The organism is Sphingomonas sp. RS2018 (assembly GCF_054489605.1).
In genome coordinates, this window is sequence record NZ_JBTMWL010000002.1 from 449194 (window position 1) to 465453 (window position 16260).

The 16260-nt window shown below is 67.4% G+C and carries 16 protein-coding genes; 9 read left to right on the forward strand and 7 right to left on the reverse strand.

What is annotated here, in order from left to right; genetic code table 11:
• Nucleotides 1-16: 16 nt before the first annotated feature.
• On the reverse strand, nucleotides 17-1261 hold the full coding sequence (locus ACX40P_RS07210; protein WP_459125641.1) for a threonine ammonia-lyase: 1245 nt from the start codon (nucleotides 1259-1261) through the stop codon (nucleotides 17-19).
• Nucleotide 1262: 1 nt separating this feature from the next.
• Between ACX40P_RS07210 and ACX40P_RS07215 the strand changes: the two genes are divergently transcribed.
• Nucleotides 1263-2180 (forward strand): NAD(P)-dependent oxidoreductase, encoded by a 918-nt coding sequence (locus ACX40P_RS07215; RefSeq protein WP_459125642.1) that lies wholly within the window; start codon nucleotides 1263-1265, stop codon nucleotides 2178-2180.
• Nucleotides 2181-2183: 3 nt separating this feature from the next.
• On the opposite strand, the gene ACX40P_RS07220 is transcribed toward ACX40P_RS07215, so the two are convergent.
• Nucleotides 2184-3011, reverse strand: coding sequence for a DUF4163 domain-containing protein (locus tag ACX40P_RS07220; protein ID WP_459125643.1), 828 nt, complete (start codon nucleotides 3009-3011; stop codon nucleotides 2184-2186).
• 69 nt (nucleotides 3012-3080) lie between these two features.
• Here ACX40P_RS07220 and ACX40P_RS07225 point away from each other — a divergent pair, with 69 nt between their 5' ends.
• On the forward strand, nucleotides 3081-4739 hold the full coding sequence (locus ACX40P_RS07225) for an amidohydrolase (RefSeq protein ID WP_459125644.1): 1659 nt from the start codon (nucleotides 3081-3083) through the stop codon (nucleotides 4737-4739).
• A gap of 7 nt (nucleotides 4740-4746) precedes the next feature.
• Here ACX40P_RS07225 and ACX40P_RS07230 read toward each other — a convergent pair whose 3' ends face one another.
• On the reverse strand, nucleotides 4747-5559 hold the full coding sequence (locus tag ACX40P_RS07230) for a hypothetical protein (RefSeq protein WP_459125645.1): 813 nt from the start codon (nucleotides 5557-5559) through the stop codon (nucleotides 4747-4749).
• A gap of 137 nt (nucleotides 5560-5696) precedes the next feature.
• On the reverse strand, nucleotides 5697-6410 hold the full coding sequence (gene ctrA, locus ACX40P_RS07235) for a response regulator transcription factor CtrA (RefSeq protein WP_459125646.1): 714 nt from the start codon (nucleotides 6408-6410) through the stop codon (nucleotides 5697-5699).
• 315 nt (nucleotides 6411-6725) lie between these two features.
• Between ctrA and ACX40P_RS07240 the strand changes: the two genes are divergently transcribed.
• On the forward strand, nucleotides 6726-9764 hold the full coding sequence (locus tag ACX40P_RS07240) for a TonB-dependent receptor domain-containing protein (protein ID WP_459125647.1): 3039 nt from the start codon (nucleotides 6726-6728) through the stop codon (nucleotides 9762-9764).
• A 2-nt stretch (nucleotides 9765-9766) separates the two neighbouring features.
• Here the strand turns inward: ACX40P_RS07240 and ACX40P_RS07245 are convergent, their stop codons facing one another.
• A complete protein-coding gene (locus ACX40P_RS07245; RefSeq protein WP_459125648.1) occupies nucleotides 9767-10699 on the reverse strand; it encodes a LysR family transcriptional regulator in 933 nt (310 codons plus the stop codon).
• Between the two features lie 100 nt (nucleotides 10700-10799).
• Here ACX40P_RS07245 and ACX40P_RS07250 point away from each other — a divergent pair, with 100 nt between their 5' ends.
• From ACX40P_RS07250 to arfB, 6 genes are all read left to right on the forward strand, one after another.
• Entirely contained in the window at nucleotides 10800-11540 is a 741-nt protein-coding gene (locus ACX40P_RS07250; RefSeq protein WP_459125649.1) for a pirin family protein, read from the forward strand.
• Nucleotides 11541-11615: 75 nt separating this feature from the next.
• Nucleotides 11616-12218, forward strand: a complete 603-nt coding sequence (gene wrbA, locus ACX40P_RS07255) for an NAD(P)H:quinone oxidoreductase (protein WP_459125650.1) — start codon at nucleotides 11616-11618, stop codon at nucleotides 12216-12218.
• Nucleotides 12219-12260: 42 nt separating this feature from the next.
• Nucleotides 12261-12569, forward strand: coding sequence for a dioxygenase family protein (locus ACX40P_RS07260; protein WP_459125651.1), 309 nt, complete (start codon nucleotides 12261-12263; stop codon nucleotides 12567-12569).
• Nucleotides 12569-13006, forward strand: a complete 438-nt coding sequence (locus ACX40P_RS07265) for a DODA-type extradiol aromatic ring-opening family dioxygenase (RefSeq protein WP_459126030.1) — start codon at nucleotides 12569-12571, stop codon at nucleotides 13004-13006. The genes ACX40P_RS07260 and ACX40P_RS07265 overlap by 1 nt, the downstream gene beginning before the upstream one ends.
• 26 nt (nucleotides 13007-13032) lie before the next feature.
• Nucleotides 13033-13686, forward strand: a complete 654-nt coding sequence (locus ACX40P_RS07270; RefSeq protein ID WP_459125652.1) for an RluA family pseudouridine synthase — start codon at nucleotides 13033-13035, stop codon at nucleotides 13684-13686.
• Between the two features lie 5 nt (nucleotides 13687-13691).
• Complete coding sequence (gene arfB, locus ACX40P_RS07275) at nucleotides 13692-14111, forward strand: alternative ribosome rescue aminoacyl-tRNA hydrolase ArfB (RefSeq protein ID WP_459125653.1); 420 nt, start codon at nucleotides 13692-13694, stop codon at nucleotides 14109-14111.
• Between the two features lie 4 nt (nucleotides 14112-14115).
• Here arfB and ACX40P_RS07280 read toward each other — a convergent pair whose 3' ends face one another.
• Together ACX40P_RS07280 and ACX40P_RS07285 are read right to left on the reverse strand one after the other, a co-directional pair.
• On the reverse strand, nucleotides 14116-15018 hold the full coding sequence (locus ACX40P_RS07280) for an acyl-CoA thioesterase (RefSeq protein WP_459125654.1): 903 nt from the start codon (nucleotides 15016-15018) through the stop codon (nucleotides 14116-14118).
• A 37-nt stretch (nucleotides 15019-15055) separates the two neighbouring features.
• Nucleotides 15056-16183 (reverse strand): acyl-CoA dehydrogenase family protein, encoded by a 1128-nt coding sequence (locus tag ACX40P_RS07285; RefSeq protein ID WP_459125655.1) that lies wholly within the window; start codon nucleotides 16181-16183, stop codon nucleotides 15056-15058.
• Between the last annotated feature and the right edge of the window lie 77 nt (nucleotides 16184-16260).

The window sequence follows — 16260 nt, forward strand, 5'->3', positions numbered from 1 at the left end:
TTAACGTGCCGGCCGGCTACGCCAGCTCGACGAGGCTGACGTCGTATTTTTCCTGTCGCAGTGCCGCCAGCAGCCGGTCGAGATGGGCGCGGTCGCGGGTTTCGCATTCGACGTCGAGGCTGAGGCCCTTTGCCGGCAGGTTTGTGAAGATGCGCTGGTGCGACAGTTCGAGGATGTTGACCGAGGTCTGCTCGAAGATGCGTGCGACCTGATAGAGCGTGCCGGGACGATCCTGCACCTTGATCCGCAGGCGGGCGAGGCGGCCCGAGCGGGCGAGGTCGCGCAATAGCACATTGGCAAGCAGGCGGGTGTCGATATTGCCGCCGCAGATGACGATGCCGACGGTGCGGCCCTGGAACCGGTCGCGGAACGCCAGCAGCGCGGCGAGGCCGGCGGCACCGGCACCCTCGGCCACCGTCTTTTCGATCTGGAGCAGCAGGCTGACCGCCTCCTCCAGCCGGCGTTCGCCGACCAGCACGATATCGTCGACCAGCGCCTCGACCACCGTTGCGGTCAGGCCGCCGGGTTGCTTGACGGCGATACCCTCGGCCAGCGTATCGCCGCCGCATTCGAGATGCGTGCCGCGGACGCGGTTGTACATCGAGGGGTAGAGTTCGGCTTGCACGCCGACGATGCGGATCTCGCGCGACTGCGCCCGCGCGACCGTCGCCATGCCGGAGATGAGTCCGCCGCCGCCGATCGGGACGACCAGCGTATCGATTTCCGGCACATCCTCCAGCATCTCGAGCGCGACGGTGCCCTGTCCCGCCATGATGCGAGGATCGTCGAACGGATGGACGAAGGTCAGATCCTGCTCCGCTTCCAACTGGCGGGCGTGTTCGTACGCCGCGTCGAATGTCTCGCCGTGGAGGATCACGGTCGCGCCGTGGCCTTCGGTCTGCATCACCTTCACCGTCGGGGTCAGGCGCGGCATGACGATGGTGACGGGTACGCCCAACCGGTTGCCGTGATAGGCGAGCCCCTGTGCATGGTTGCCGGCCGAGGCGGCGATCACGCCCTTCGCCCGCGCCACGTCGTCGAGCTGTAGCAGCGTGTTGAGCGCGCCGCGCTCCTTGTAGGCGGCGGTGAACTGAAGATTTTCGAACTTGATCCAGACATTGGCGCCGGTCAGCGCCGAAAGCGTCTTCGAATGCAGCGTTGGCGTCCGCACAACATGCCCGGCGATGCGCCCCGCCGCGGCCTGAACGTCGGCGAGGGTGATGGGCAGGGCGGACGCCGTAGCGGCAGGTTTGGTAGCCATGATGGAGCGAGCGACTATCGCATCTGGCGCGTCGTTGGAATGGCGCTTATCGAGCGCGGCCATGACTAGTCCTACACCGTCACGCATCGCATTCATCGGCACCGGCGTGATGGGCGCGCCGATGGCCCGCCATCTGGCGGCTGCCGGCCACGACGTCACCGTCTTCAATCGCACGCGCGCCAAGGCGGAGGCGACCGGACTGGCCGTGGCGGATACGCCTGCCGCGGCGGCGAGAGACGCCGATGTCGTCATCACCTGCGTCGGCAACGACGACAACCTGCGTCAGGTGACGCTTGGTGAAGACGGCGCCTTCGCGGCGATGGATCGGCAAGCGCTGTTCGTCGATCATACCACCGTATCGGCGACGATCGCGCGCGAACTCGCCGCGGCGCGCGAAAGCGTCGTCGATGCGCCGGTGTCGGGCGGGCAGGCGGGGGCCGAGAAGGGCGCGCTGTCGATCATGTGCGGTGGCGACAGCATAGCCGTCGAGCGGGCCCGCCCGATCCTCGACGCCTATGCCGCGCGCATCGTCCATGTCGGTGAGGCGGGGGCGGGGCAGCAGACCAAAATGGCGAACCAGATCGCGATCGCGGGTGTGCTCGCCGGCCTGTCGGAGGCGCTGCGCTTCGCCCAGAAATCGAACCTCGATCTGGATGCGGTGTTCGAGGCGATTTCCGGTGGTGCCGCGTCGAGCTGGCAGATGGTCAATCGCTGGGGTACGATGGCGAAGGACGAATTCGATTTCGGCTTCGCGATCGACTGGATGCGCAAGGATCTGGGGCTGGCGCTTGACGAGGCGCGTGCGAACGGCGCGACGCTGGACATCGCGCGGCTGGTCGACGGCTATTACGCCGACGTGCAGGCGATGGGCGGCGGGCGGCAGGACACCAGCGCGCTCGTGCGGCGGCTGGCAAAGTAGCGCTCAGCGCGTGGCGAACGCCGCGCGATAGGCGGGCTTCACCGCGGCGATCACGGCGGGCGTCACCGGCAGCGTGAGGTCGTACGACCCTTCCGCATAGGACCCGGCGACATAGGGGCCGATCAGCAGCCCGATGCGATCGACCGCGCGGCCGTTGGTCGAGCCCAGGATCAGCGTCGCTTCCGACACCTTCGGACACTGGTTGAAGCTGTCGTCGTCGCGTACGACCGGGGCACCGCGGCGCTTGGCGCGTTCGACGTCGAGCACGCGGCACATCGGCGCGGCGAGCAGCTTCTCGAGCGTGGCCTCGGACGCGAAGACATCGGTCGGCGCGATGCGCTGGCCGTCCTGCTTGTCCCACACGACCGCGCGAAAGCCCGGCGAGCCGTGCGCGCCGCCGGTATAGTCGTAGGTTTCGGCCGACAGGCTAAGGAAGCGCGGCGTGTCCGTCACCATCGACCATTTTGTCGTCGAATCATATTTGCGGAATGGGAAGTCGTCCTTGGCGGCATCGCGTCGGGCTTCGCCCGCGTCCTTCGCGACGCTGGCGCGGGCATCCTTGCGCTCCTGGTCCAGCCATGTCGCCAGCGCCGGGATCGCGGCGGCCTTCGCCGGATAGGCGTAGGTGAAGGTGAAGTCGCTGGTGTCCTCGGCGACCTCGCTCGCCTTTGCGGCGGGAACCGGCGTGGCGACGGGTGTCGGCGGGGCGGGGGAAGTGGTTTCCCGGACGACGACCGCGTTGTCGGACGTGCTGGTCTTCTCGGTCGGGGTTCCGCACGCTGCGAGCAATGCGGTCAGGGCCAGCGGGGTCAGGATCGGACGTATGCGCATCGCTCTCTCGCCAAAGTCTTTTCCGGCTCATATGGCATCGCCATGACCAGCCGGATCAAGTCGTTTCGCATGAAAACGCACATCGCCGCGATTTCGCTCCTGACCGCATGCGCCGTTCTGCCCGCACCCGCGTCGGCTGATGCCCTCATCGACAATGTCGATGGTGTGGCACTCGACCGTAGCGGCAAGGTGGTACGCTTCTCCGGCATCCTGATGTCGCTCGACGGCAAGATCGTCCGCCTTATGCAGCGCGGCGACAAGCGGCCCGAGCGGCTCGACTGGCGCGCCGACATGAAGGGGCGGGTGGCGATCCCGGGCATGATCGACGCGCACGGCCATGTCATGGACCTGGGCTTTCGCGCGCTGTCGCTCGACCTGTTCGATACCGTGTCGCTGGACGCGGCCAAGGCGAAGATCGCGGCGTTCTCGGCGGCCAATCCGCAGCGCAAGTGGATCCTTGGCGGCGGCTGGAACCAGGAAGTGTGGAAGCTCGGCCGCTTTCCCACTGCAATCGAGCTGGATGCCGTCGTCGCCGACCGGCCGGTCTGGCTGGAGCGGGCGGACGGCCATGCCGGCTGGGCCAACACCGCGGCGCTGCGGGCCGCCGGCATCACCGCGCGTACCGTGACGCCGGCGGGCGGCCGGATCGAGAAGGGTGCGAACGGCCAGCCGACCGGCGTACTGGTCGATGCGGCGATGGAGCTGGTGAAGAAGGTGCTGCCGGCGCCCACCCCGCGCGATCGCGATGCGGCGTTCCTAAAGGCGCAGGAGGCGTTGCTGTCGACCGGCGTCACCGCGACGGCGGACATGGGGACCAGCGTCGACGACTGGCTGACCTACCGCGGCATGGGTGACAAGGGCGCGCTACGCATCCGCATCATGTCCTATGCCGCCGGGGTCGAGCCCGCAATCCGCGTCGCCGGCACCGGTCCGACGCCGTGGCTGTACGCCGACCGGCTGCGCATGGGAGGGATCAAGCTTTATGCCGACGGCGCGCTCGGCTCGCGCGGCGCGTGGCTGAAGGCGCCCTATGCCGACGCGCCGGGCAATTCGGGGCTGGGCTTCCTGAAGGACGACCAGCTGCTCAACCTGATGAGCCGCGGGGCGATGGACAATTTCCAGATCGCCGTCCACGCGATCGGCGACCGTGCCAATGCGCAGGTGCTCGACGCGATCGACGAACTGGCCGGCAGCTACAAGGGCGACCGGCGCTGGCGGATCGAACATGCGCAGATCGTCGATCCGGTCGACCTGCCACGCTTCGGCCGGAACGGCGTGATCGCGTCGATGCAACCGGTGCATGAAGCGAGCGACTGGCGCATGGCCGAGGCGCGGCTGGGGCCGGCGCGGCTGGGCGGCGCCTATGCCTGGGGGCAGATGCTGCGCAACGGATCGCGGCTCGCCTTCGGGTCGGACTATCCGGTCGAGAGCCCGAACCCGTTCGTCGGCTGGGCGACGGCGATGACGCGCGAGGATGCGACCGGCCAGCCGCTCGGCGGGTGGCGCCCGGAGGAGCGGGTCAGCCGCGAACAGGCGTGGAAGGCGTTCACCGTCGATGCCGCCTATGCGGGCTTCGCCGAGGATCGCTTCGGAACGCTGGCGCCCGGCCAGCGCGCCGACTTCTTGATCGTCGACCGCGATCCGACGATGGCGAGCCCGACCGACCTGCGCGCGACGAAGGTGCTCGAGACGTGGGTCGGCGGTGAGAAGATGTGGGAGCGGAAATAGACGCGGGTCAGGCCGTCACGACGGTGGCGCGCTTCTTCGTGCCCGCAGTCCAGCCCAGCCAGGTGACAACCACGCCGAGTGTCGCACCGGCGACCAGCACGGCGGCGAGCGGCAAACGCGCGATCGATTCGAACGCCACGCGCCACGCCGGCATCGCGCCGAGCAGCTCGAACCCGATCGACTGCACGATGGTCAGCGCACCGACGATCGCCCAAGGTCGCCCGTAGCGCGGGTTGCGGCGATACGCCCACACCGCGATGCCGACGACGATGGCGTTGGACAGATGCATGCCATAACGGAACAGACCGAAGTCGGCTGGACCGCGGATCAGCAGTCCCGGCATGAACTGGTTGAGGAAGCGCCCCAGTGCCGGGCTGACCAGCAGCAGCCCGGTCGACATCATATAGCCGGCGTGGAGCCAGACGCTGCGCCGGTGCCGTAGCGCCAGCCCGGTGGCGGCAAGAAATGCGGCGAACGCCAGCAGATCGAACACCGCCAGCCCAGCGCCCCATAGCGCGTAGAAAGGATTGCCCCCCACGGTCGAGGCCGCCATCGAATGGATGACGCCGGCGGCTCCGGCCGCGAAGAGTGGTACGGCCACGAAGGTGGCGAGGCCTAGTGAGCGGTGGATCGCCAGCCGCCCCGATCCGCCGGTCGCGCTTTGGGCGAGCAGCAGCAGCATCCAGATCGCTGCAGTGATTCCGTGGATGTGGAACCCGGTGGGCGCGGTCGCGAAGACGCCGAAGTAGCTGCGCCAGAAGGCGACGATGGCCAGCGCGAACAACGCGACGACGAACATCCAGGCATGACGATACGGCACGGCTTCTTTCCCCCAAGATCCGTCGATCGCCTGGAAGATTGACTCAATCGCGCGTTATTGTCGAATCGCAACGAAAAGGGGCCGCCGCTCCCCCCTGGAACGGCGACCCCTGTCTCGTGTCGATCGACTCGGGTGTGTCAGGCGACTGCCGACTCCGGCTCAGCCAGGATTGCGCCATCCGGCTCGCGCAGCACATAGCCGCGGCCCCAGACCGTCTCGATGTAATTCTCGCCACCGCATGCCATGCTCAACTTCTTGCGCAGCTTGCAGATGAAGACGTCGATGATCTTCAGTTCCGGCTCGTCCATCCCGCCATACAGGTGGTTGAGGAACATTTCCTTGGTCAGCGTCGTGCCCTTGCGGAGCGACAGCAGCTCCAGCATCGCATATTCCTTGCCGGTCAGGTGGACGCGGGCGCCGTCGACCTCGACGGTCTTGGCATCCAGGTTCACGGCCAGCTTGCCGGTCTTGATGACCGACTGCGAATGACCCTTCGAACGGCGGACGACGGCCTGAATGCGGGCGACCAGTTCCTCGCGGTGGAACGGCTTGGTCACGTAGTCGTCGGCACCGAAGCCGAAGCTGCGGACCTTCGAATCCATCTCGGCGTTGCCTGACAGTATCAGCACCGGCGTCTGGATGCGCGCGACGCGCACCTTCTTCAGCACGTCATAGCCGTGCATGTCGGGCAGGTGCAGATCGAGCAGGATGATGTCGTAGTCGTACAGCTTGGCCAGATCGAGGCCTTCCTCGCCCAGATCGGTGCTGTAGACGTTGAACCCTTCGGTCGTCAGCATGAGGTCGATCGCCTTGGCGGTCGTCGGCTCGTCCTCGATCAGCAATACGCGCATTCGCAGTCCCCTTGCCGATGACGACACCGTGGGTTTCCCTCACCCCGGCGACGTCCGGAAGATTCATTAACCTAAGCACCTCTGAAGGCAAAAGGTTAATTTCTTCCTAACCTGCTGGAATCGCGGATCGCTCGCCCACGGCCCCAAAGCGGACTGATCAGCATTGTTGCGGAAATGTGTCACCCGCGACGGAACGCTCGCGGAAGCGACATCGACAGTTGTAAACCATCGGGTGCGCGCTAGCCTCAACAACGCACGGACCGACCGACGGGGGTCGCGGTCCGCCGGCCATCGGTGCCGCCAGGGGGTTACGACATGAAGACATTGAAGGCAGCGCTGTTCCTGTCCACTGCCATGCTGGTCCAGCCCGCGTGGGCGCAGGTGTCGACGGATGGCGTAACGCCGCCCGCCGCCACGCCCACCGGCGCGGCGACACCGCAGACCGGGGCAGGGCTGACCAACCGGACCGACGACGGCGGCGATATTCTGGTGACGGGGTCGCGCATCAAGCAGGATCCGAACCGGTCGGCGCTCCCCTTGCAGATCATCACGAACGCAGAAATCGAGCGCAACGGTATCAGCAGCCCCGAGCAGCTGGTGATGTTCCTGAGCACCAACGGGTCGGGCGCGGACAACCTCGCGTCCAACGCCGACGTTACCAGCGGTGCGCAGCGTGGCACCAACGGTCTGTCCGCCGCCAACCTCCGCGGGCAGGGCGCGGCCGCCACGCTGGTCCTGCTCAACGGTCGCCGCGTCGCTGCGCACGGCCTGACCGGCGGTGCCGTCGACGTGAACCAGATCCCCTTCGCCGCGATCGAGCGCGTCGAGGTCCTGAAGGACGGCGCGTCGGCGATCTATGGCACCGATGCGGTCGGCGGCGTCATCAACTTTATCACGCGCAAGGATTACGAAGGTCTGGGGCTGCAGGGCTTCGTTGATGCGACCGAGCGTGGCGACGCCAACATCTATCGCGTCAGCGGGATCGTCGGGCACGGCGACCTGAAGGAAGACGGTTTCAACGTCATGGCATCGGTCGCCAAGAGCTGGAACCAGGCTTTGCTGGGGGCGAACCGGTCGTTCCAGAACGGCAACCAGCCAGAGCGCGGCCTGTCGATCGACACGCGCGGGACGCCGATCGCGACGGCCTTTCCGCTAAACCCCAGCGCGACCTTCTTCCCGACCGGCACCTTGCTGGGCAGCACGACGACGACCAGCCCATTCTATCTGTCCAACCTGACCTTCCCGGGAACGACGACGCTGGCCAACGGGGGAATCAACATACTCGACCTGCCGGGCGGGGCGGGGTGTACGTCCGTCGATGGTGGTCTGGCGTATGATGAACAACTATGGAACGCGCCGGGCGCGCGTTATGCGTGCGCTTGGGACACAGGCCGTGCCGCCGTGTTGCAGCAGCCGATCGAGACGCTGACCTATTTTGGCCGCGGTGTCGTCCGGCTCGGTGGCGCGCATGATATTTCGGTCGAGGTCACCGGATCGAAGGCGACATCGGCCAAGCGCTTCTCGAACGCTCAAATTTCCGGAAACACGACCAACCTGCAGGTCGCCTATCCCCTCAACGCCATCACGGCGAGCACGTACAACAGCGTGTACGATCGCATCGCAGCGGTGTTTCCCGCAGTCGGCGCGGTCGGCGACCGGACCGTCGATGCGGTCGGTAATTACGGCAAGCCGATCGCCTATCGCTGGCGCTGCATCGAATGCGGCCCGCGCGAATATGTGACCGATACCAGCACCTTCCGCGTCGCGCTGGGTGCAGAAGGGCCCATTGGCGGCAGCTGGGATTATCGGGCTGGTGCATCCTACGCGAAGAGCGAGTCGTCGTCGGTGCTGGGCAGCGGCTATTATTATCGCGGCACGACGGCGGCGAACGCTCCCGATCCGACCGCTCCGACCGCGCCGGGTGCGACCGCCCCGGGTCTGCTCGGCCTGCTGAACAGCGGGATCATCAACCCGTTCAGCGTGAATCAGTCCGATGCGGCGAAGGCCGGGCTGGCGGCGATTTCGGCATTCGGTCAGCAGCTGTACGGCGGCCAGTATGAGGTGAAGCAGTTCGACGGTTCGGTGTCGGGGTCGCTGTTCTCGCTGTGGGGCGGCCGGGAGGTGAAGATGGCAGCCGGCGTCGACTATCGCCGCGAAACCTATTCGTTCAACGGCACGCCGGCATCGGCGACGGGCCCGGTCATCTTCCTCGCGGCGTTCGACGCGGTGAACGCGCTGACGCCCAAGACCCGCAACGTGAAGGCGGCCTATGCCGAGGTGTTGTTCCCGCTGGCCGAGCAGCTGGAAATGACGGCGGCGGGCCGCGTCGACGACTACACGGGCTTCGGCAGCACCTTCAATCCGAAGGTGTCGGTGATGTTCCGACCGATCGAATGGCTGATGTTCCGCGGCTCGTACAACTCCGGTTTCCGCGTCCCGGCGTTCAACCAGATCTTCAACGGCGTCACCGAATCGCCCTATTCGGGCAGCGATCTCGTCGATCCGATCAAGTGTCCGACGTTCGTGCCGAACACCAGCAATCCGGCCTGCGCGTTCATTCGACCGGAAATTCTGACCGGCGGCAATCTTCAGATCGGGCCTGAGACGAGCAAGCAGTTCAACGTCGGCGTCGTCTTCCAGCCTGCGCGTCTGTTCAGCGCGTCCGTCGATTTCTGGAGCATCGCCGTCGACAATACGATCACCAATCTAACGCTGACCCAGCTGATCCAAAACGCCGCGCTGTTCGAGGAACGCTTCATCCGTGACGCGAATGGCACGATCACCGATCTCGACAATCGCGTCATCAACGCCGGCGCGCGTCGCACTCAGGGTCTGGAAGTCAGCCTGCGCGGCGGGTTCGACAACGTGCTGGGCGGCCGGATCGCGGCCGGGCTTGACGGCACCTACCTGCTGAAGAAGCGCGAAAAGCTGACCGAAAGCTCGGCTTACGGCCCGAGCCTGATCGGCGTGTTCTCCTTTGCGGGCGATCTGGGCCTGAAGTGGAAGCACACCGCGTTCGTCAACTATTCGACGAACGACTTCACACTGTCGCTCAGCCAGATCTATCGTGACGGATACAGGAACGGCGTGCTGCCCGGCATCCTCGCCGGGACGGTCACGCGGCCCGGCTACAACCGGTTCGTCAACGAATACATCATCTACAACCTGTCGGCGTCGTACACGGGGCTGTCGCCGAACTTCAAGATCACGGCCGGTATACGCAACCTGTTCGACACCGATCCGCCGTTCGCCATCACCTATGACGGCAACACCGGTGCGGGCGGATCGTGGGAGCCGCGCGTCGCCGATCCGCGGCTGCGCTCGTTCACGATCGGCGTCGAAACCAAGTTTTGATCCTACTCCGGGTCCGGCCGCGCGCCGGACCCGGCAACCTCGGCACAGATCTGGCGGAACCGCTCCGCCAGAAAGGCGATCACTACTTCCACCCGCGCGGGGCGCAGCGGGCTGGGCGGCGTCATCAGGTTGAGCGCGATGCCGCTCGGGCGCCAGTCGGGGAGGATCTCGACCAGGCGTCCGGCGGCGATCTCGGTGTCGACGATGAAGTCTGGCAGGCGCGCGATGCCCAGACCTGCGCACAATGCCGGCATCATCGCATCGCCGTTGTCGGTGGTCAGCGGGCCGGCGGGGCGTACCGATGCTTCCTCGCCGTCCAAGTTGCGGAAATGCCAGGTGCCGATCGCGTTGGCGTAGGAGAAGCAGGCGTGCTGCCCGAGTTCGGCGGGGTGTCGCGGGGTGCCGTGCGCGGCGAGATAGGCTGGTGCCGCCACCACCCGGACGGTGACCGGCGCCAACCGGCGCGACCGCAGCGAACTGTCAGGCAAGTCGGCGATGCGCAGCGCGATGTCGAAGCCTTCGGCGACGATATCGGTGCGCGAATCGGACAGGCGCAGGTCGATCTCGATGCCCGGCTGGTCGGCCAGCAGATCGGCGACGGCGGGGGCGACGAAGCGGATGCCGAAGGTGATCGGTGCCGCGATCCGCACCAGACCTGCCGGTGCTGCGGCGGCGTCGCGCGCGCTGTCTTCGGCGGCGCGTGCCTCTGCCAGGATGCGTCCGGCGCGCTCGGCAAGCGCGGCGCCGCTGTCGGTCAGCGACAGGCGGCGCGACGTGCGGTGGAACAGGGTGGTGCCGAGCGACGCCTCCAGCCGGGTGATCGCCTTCGACACCGTCGCCTTGCTCACCCCGATCGCGTCCGCTGCGGCGCTAAACGAGCGATGCTCGACCACGCAGGCGAAAATCGCCCAAGCTTCGAAATCGGGTAGACGCATTGAGCAGACCTCCGGTTCGACCTCCTTATAATCCGAAACAATCCGTTTCCAACGTTTCCATTTACGCGATGTTCCGGCGACCTACATTGGCGGCAACCCAATGGAGTTTCGACCCATGCTCGGCACCGCCACCACGACGATCGACCGCCGCCCGTTCGAGACGCTGGGCCATGCCAACCATGGCTGGCTCGACGCGCGCCATCACTTCAGCTTCGCCAACTATCACGATCCGAAGCGGATGGGCTGGGGTGCGATCCGCGTCTGGAACGACGATGCCATCGCCGCCAACTCCGGCTTCCCGCCGCATCCGCATCGCGACATGGAGATCATCACCTACGTCCGCTCGGGCGCGATCACGCATCAGGATTCGCTGGGCAATCGCGGCCGCACCGGTGCGGGCGACGTGCAGGTGATGTCGGCCGGCACCGGCGTGCAGCATGCCGAGTATAATCTGGAGGGCGACACGACGACGCTGTTCCAGATCTGGATCGAACCGCGCACCCGCGGCGGCGCGCCGTCCTGGGGGGCAAAGCCGTTCCCGAAGGGCGACCGGTCCGGCAAGCTCATCGTGCTGGCCAGCGGCTTCGAGGACGAGATCGCCGACGGCGCGCTGCCGATCCGGGCCGAAGCCCGTGTCGCCGCCGCGACGTTGGCGGCGGGCGAGAGCGTGACCCACGCGATCGGCGAAGGGCGTCATGTCTACCTCGTCCCCGCGACCGGCGGCGTGGACATCGACGGCGTTTGCTTTTCCGCGCGCGACGGTGCGGCACTGACCGGCGGCCAGACCGTTACCATCACCGCCGTCGAGGACAGCGAGATCGTCCTCGTCGACAGCGAATAAGCCTCCCCCCCGGCCCGGCGCGCGTTCCCCACGCGCGGCGGGCCACCCCATGTTCCCTTTCCGGAGACCCGACCCATGCCGAAAATCCTCGTCCTCTATTATTCGTCCTATGGCCACATCGCGAAGATGGCGGAGGCCGTCGCCGAGGGCGCGCGTGCCGCCGGGGCCGAGGTGGACGTGCGCCGCGTGCCCGAAACCGCACCGGCCGAGGTGGCGAAGGCCTCCGGCTTCCAGGTCGACGACAGCCATCCGCTGATCGAGGGCGTCGGGGCGCTGACCAACTATGACGCGATCGTCGTCGGATCGCCGACGCGCTTCGGCCGCATGTCCAGCCAGATGGCCTCGTTCTGGGATCAGGCCGGCGCCTTGTGGTACAAGGGCGCGCTGAACGGCAAGGTCGGTGCCGCGTTCACCTCCACGGCGACGCAGCATGGCGGGCAGGAAGTGACGCTGTTCAGCATCATCACCAACCTGCTGCACTTCGGCATGACCATCGTCGGGCTCGACTATGGCTATGAAGGCCACAACGGCATTACGGAGGTGAACGGCACGACACCCTATGGCGCCTCGACCATCGCCGGCGGCGACGGCAGCCGCCAGCCGAGCGCGGTCGAACTGGACGGCGCGCGCTATCAGGGCAAGCGCGTGGCGCATGTCGCCGGCAAGCTGGCCGGCTGATTCGCCATGCTGCCCGCGGTATTCGTCAGCCATGGATCACCGATGATCCTGCTGGAGCCGAGCCCGGCCCGCGACTTCCTGTCCGGGCTGGGCCAGCGGTTCGGGCAGCCGCGGGCGATCGTCGTCGTCTCCGCGCATCACGATACGGCCGACAGCGTCGTGACCGCGGTGGCGGCGCCGACGACGATCCACGACTTCGGCGGCTTTCCGCAGGCACTGTTCGACCTGCGCTATCCGGCGCGAGGGCATCCGGCGCTGGCGGACGACATCGCGCGGCGCATCGCGGACGCGGGTTTTCCCGTGACGGTCGATCCGGCGCGCGGCTGGATCATGGCGCGTGGGTGCCGCTGATGCTCGGCTGGCCGGACGCCGACGTGCCGGTCGTGCAGCTGTCGATCAGCAGCAGGCATCCGCCCGCCTGGCATCACGCGATCGGTCGCGCGTTGGCGCCGCTGCGCGCCGACGACGTGCTGATCCTGGGATCGGGCAGTCTCACGCATAACCTCCGTGCGATCTTCGCGGAGGGTCGCGATCACGATGCCGCAACGCCCGACTGGGTCGCCGCCTTCGCCGACTGGATGGCGGAGCGTATTGCGGCGGGGGATACCGATGCGGTGTTGCACGCCGTGGAGCGCGCGCCCGCCGGTCGGCTCAATCATCCGACGCCCGACCATATCCTGCCGTTGTTCGCCGCGATCGGTGCGGGCGGCGAGACGCTGACGGGCGAGCGGCTGCACCACAGCTATACCTACGGCGTGCTGGCGATGGATGCCTACGCCTTCCACTAGGGCGCACTTGGTGGCAGGGGGCGGGGATGACGACGATCGCCGACACCATCATCTTCCTCGACGGCGAGGCCATGGTCCTCGACAAGCCCGCGGGCCTGCCGGTCGATTCCCCGCGCGATCGCACGCCGAGCGTCGAATCGATGCTGGGTGAGCTGACCTTCGGCTTTCACCGCTTTCCGCAGCCCGTCCATCGCATCGACCGCGACACCAGCGGCTGCCTGCTGCTCGCGCGCAATGCCAATGCCGCGAAGCGGTTCGGCCAGGCGTTCGAGGGCGGGTTGGTAACGAAGCGCTATCTGGCGGTGCTCGACGGCGTGCCCGAGGGCGAGGGCGGAACGATCGACCTGCCGCTCGGCAAGACCAGTACGCGCGAGGCGGGCTGGCGGATGGTGCATGATCCGGAAGGGAAATCGGCGCGCACCGACTGGCAACTGGTCGAGGTACGCGATGGGCGCGCGCTCGTCCGGTTCGAGCCGGCGACGGGGCGCACGCATCAGTTGCGCGTCCATGCCGCGACCGGGCTCGGCGTGCCGATCATGGGCGATCCGGTCTACGGCCGCGGCGGGGCGGCGATGATGCTCCACGCGGCGTACCTGTCGCTGCCCCGCGCGAACAAGCCGCCGGTCGAGGCCGAGGCGAAGCTGCCGCCGCGCTTCGGCGCGCTGGGGTTCGTGGTGTGAGTTAGATGGTCGCGATCCCGATCACCCGATCGATCAGCATCGACGACAGCGAGCTGATCGAGAGTACGACGCGATCGGGCGGCGCTGGCGGACAGCACGTCAACACCACCGACAGCGCGGTCATCCTGCGCTTCGATCTCGTCGCCTCCACCTTGCCGGACGCGGTCCGGAACCGGCTGGTGGAACTGGCCGGCTCGCGCCTGACCCGGGACGGCGTCATCGTGTTGCGCAGCGAAGGCTCACGCTCGCAGCACGACAACCGCGCGGAGGTGCGCGAGCGGCTGTTCGCGATGCTCCGTGAAGCGACGATCGTCCCGAAGAAGCGGCGCCCGACCAAGCCGACCAAGGGGTCGCAAACCCGGCGGATGGACGGCAAAACGAAGCGGTCCGCCGTCAAGGCCGGGCGGGGAAAGGTGCGGGAGTAGGGGCTCAGGCCTCCGCTTTTTCCGGCCGCATCCGCATCAGCCCCTCCTGCGCGGTACTGGCCACCAGCCGCCCGTCGCGCGTGAAGATACGTCCGCGGTTGAACCCGCGCGCATGGCCGCCCCACGGGCTGTCCATCGTATAGAGCAGCCAGTCGTCGGCACGGAACGGTTCGTGCAGCCACACGGCGTGGTCGAGGCTCGCGGTCTGCATCCGGCGGCTCAGCCAGTTGACGCCGTGCGGCAGCATCGCCGTGCCGAGCAGCGCCATGTCGGAGGCGTAGGCCAGCATCGCACGGTGCAGCGCGGGATCGTCGGGCAGGGTAGCGCCGACGCGGAACCACGTGTGCTGGACTGGCTCGCTGGGTGCTGGCTCCAGCCAGTCGCGTGCGATGACCGGGCGCATCTCGATCGGACGGGGACGCAGGAAGAACGGGCGCAGGCGTTCCGGAATCGCCGCGATCGTCTCCATGCGCAGGTCGAATTCGGACCGCAGCGTCTCCGGCGCCGGCACGTCGGGCATCGCATCCTGATGGTGCAGCCCGTCCTCGGCGCGCTGGAACGACGCCGCCATGTTCAGGATCGGCTGCCCCTTCTGCATCGCGATCACGCGGCGGGTGGCGAAGCTGCCGCCGTCGAAGTCGCGGACGACGCGGTAGATGATCGGAAAATTCTCGTCCCCCGGCCGCATGAAATAGGCGTGGAGCGAATGCGCCGCCTTGTCCTCCACGCTGCGCTGCGCCGCCTGCAACGCCTGCGCGATCACCTGTCCCCCGAACACCCGCCCGACCCCGCCGGGCTGGCGCGGCCCGCGATAGAGGTCGGTGTCGATCGTCTCGACGTCGAGCAGGTCGATGAGCTGCGCGACGAGGGCTTCAGGTGTGTCGGCGCGGGGTGGCGTGTCAGTCATCATCGTTCCTGCCCGTGCCGGGGAGGATGATGGTAGGTCAATACCCCGCCGCCCGCGCCAGCGCATCAGCGTGGAAGCTCGTGTCACCGAACATCTCCGCCAGAACGCGCGCACGCTTCATGTAGAAGCCGATGTCGTATTCGTCGGTCATGCCGATGCCGCCGTGCATCTGCACGCCCTCCTGCACCGCGAGCGTGGTGGCGAGGCCGGTCATTGCCTTGGCGACCGATACTGCGCCGTCCGCCCGCGCATCGCCGGCGTCGAGCAGTTGTTGTGCCTTCAGCACGGCAGCGCGGGCGACCTCCATTTCGGCGTAGAGATGCGCGGCGCGATGTTGCAGCGCCTGGAAGCTGCCGATGACGGTGCCGAACTGCTTGCGTTCGCGCAGATAGCCGATCGTCATGTCCATCGCGCCGCCGCCGACACCGAGCAGTTCGGAAGACGCGCCGGTACGCCCGGCGGCGAGGATGCGTTTGAGCTGCACGCCGCCACCATCGACGTCGCCGATGACCGCGTCGGCATCGACCTCCACGCCATCGAAGTCGAGGCGGGCGGCGATGCTGCTGTCGAGCAGGCGTTCGGGTGTCGCGGTGAGGCCTGCGGCGTCGTTCGGCACGGCGAACAGGGTGATGCCCTCGGCGTCGCTTGCCGCCCCGGCGGTGCGCGCGGCCACGATCAGCAGGTCGGCGACATGACCGTGCGTGACGAAACGCTTGGCGCCGCTCAGACGGAAGCCGTTGCCAGAGCGCTCGGCGCGCATGGCGATGTCGGCGCGGTGCTTCGGCGCCTCGTCGATCGCGAGCGCCGCGACCGTCTCGCCCGCTGCGATGCCGGGGAACCAGCGCGCGGCGTGGGCGGTGCCCTTCAACCCCTCGACCGCCGCGACCGCCGTCGTCAGGAACGGGGAGGGCGACAGGTTGCGGCCGATCTCCTCCAGCACCACGCCCGCCTCGACATGGCCGAGGCCCAGGCCGCCATCGCTCTCGGGAATGAGGATGCCGGTGAAGCCCATCTCGGCGAAGGACTTCCACAGCTCGCGGCTGAAGCCCGCCGGGTCTTTCGCATCGCGCAGCGTGCGCAGGTGCGCGGGCGGGGCGTGTTCCGCGACGAAGTCCTTCGCGGTGTCGCGGAGCATCGTCTGTTCGTCGTTCAGGTAGAGAGGCATTTCGTCAGTCCTCGTATCCCCGCGCAGGCGGGGATCCAGAGCCCCGAGCGCAGCATTTGTGACCCTGGGCTCCCGCC

Bases quoted from the DNA above. Each gene is read 5' to 3' on its own strand.
- ACX40P_RS07210 (WP_459125641.1), bottom strand. From the start codon at position 1,261: ATGGCTACCAAACCTGCCGCTACGGCGTCCGCCCTGCCCATCACCCTC.
- ACX40P_RS07215 (WP_459125642.1), top strand. From the start codon at position 1,263: ATGGAGCGAGCGACTATCGCATCTGGCGCGTCGTTGGAATGGCGCTTA.
- ACX40P_RS07220 (WP_459125643.1), bottom strand. From the start codon at position 3,011: ATGCGCATACGTCCGATCCTGACCCCGCTGGCCCTGACCGCATTGCTC.
- ACX40P_RS07225 (WP_459125644.1), top strand. From the start codon at position 3,081: ATGAAAACGCACATCGCCGCGATTTCGCTCCTGACCGCATGCGCCGTT.
- ctrA (WP_459125646.1), bottom strand. From the start codon at position 6,410: ATGCGCGTATTGCTGATCGAGGACGAGCCGACGACCGCCAAGGCGATC.
- ACX40P_RS07240 (WP_459125647.1), top strand. From the start codon at position 6,726: ATGAAGACATTGAAGGCAGCGCTGTTCCTGTCCACTGCCATGCTGGTC.
- ACX40P_RS07245 (WP_459125648.1), bottom strand. From the start codon at position 10,699: ATGCGTCTACCCGATTTCGAAGCTTGGGCGATTTTCGCCTGCGTGGTC.
- ACX40P_RS07250 (WP_459125649.1), top strand. From the start codon at position 10,800: ATGGAGTTTCGACCCATGCTCGGCACCGCCACCACGACGATCGACCGC.
- wrbA (WP_459125650.1), top strand. From the start codon at position 11,616: ATGCCGAAAATCCTCGTCCTCTATTATTCGTCCTATGGCCACATCGCG.
- ACX40P_RS07260 (WP_459125651.1), top strand. From the start codon at position 12,261: ATGATCCTGCTGGAGCCGAGCCCGGCCCGCGACTTCCTGTCCGGGCTG.
- ACX40P_RS07265 (WP_459126030.1), top strand. From the start codon at position 12,569: ATGCTCGGCTGGCCGGACGCCGACGTGCCGGTCGTGCAGCTGTCGATC.
- ACX40P_RS07270 (WP_459125652.1), top strand. From the start codon at position 13,033: ATGACGACGATCGCCGACACCATCATCTTCCTCGACGGCGAGGCCATG.
- arfB (WP_459125653.1), top strand. From the start codon at position 13,692: ATGGTCGCGATCCCGATCACCCGATCGATCAGCATCGACGACAGCGAG.
- ACX40P_RS07280 (WP_459125654.1), bottom strand. From the start codon at position 15,018: ATGACTGACACGCCACCCCGCGCCGACACACCTGAAGCCCTCGTCGCG.
- ACX40P_RS07285 (WP_459125655.1), bottom strand. From the start codon at position 16,183: ATGCCTCTCTACCTGAACGACGAACAGACGATGCTCCGCGACACCGCG.